At 62.7% G+C, this 464-nt stretch carries 1 protein-coding gene; it reads left to right on the forward strand.

The genetic code is table 11. The annotated features are described in order from the left end of the window. Positions 1-464 (forward strand): glycosyltransferase family A protein (locus tag CWM66_RS28460; RefSeq protein WP_146159980.1); only part of this gene is annotated, 464 nt, incomplete at both ends.

The following is a 464-nucleotide window of genomic DNA, read 5'->3' on the forward strand; positions in this document are numbered from 1 at the left end:
GATCGGAGATCTTGATTTCGACTTCCACGCCGTCGAAAGAATTGTCCGAGTTGGCAGCGAAATTCGATGTGCCTGTACACGTTCATAGCCCGAACGCCGGTATCGGCAGGGACTGGAACGCGGCCCTGGATTGCGCCACGCGCAGTTGGGTCACCATCGCGCATCAGGACGACGTCTACCTGCCCGACTTCGTGGCGCGCACCCTGCGTGCCGCCGAGGAAGCGCCTGGCGCTGCACTTGTTCTGACGAAGTACGGGGAATTGCTCGGGGGCGAGATCAGGCCGCGCACGATGATGCTGCGGATCAAGTCCCTACTGCTGGAGCTGGGTTTCCTCGGGCGGTCGTCGGTGTCGCGCGCTGGCGCAAAACTTCGGATGCTCAGGTTCGGCTGTGCCGTGCCCTGTCCGTCTGTGACGTTCGGCCCTCAGCTTAAGGGGCTGCGGTTCCGGGAAGACATGCGGGTT

It is taken from the genome of Kosakonia sp. H7A, from assembly GCF_003028445.1.
Lineage (GTDB): Bacteria > Pseudomonadota > Gammaproteobacteria > Enterobacterales > Enterobacteriaceae > Kosakonia > Kosakonia radicincitans.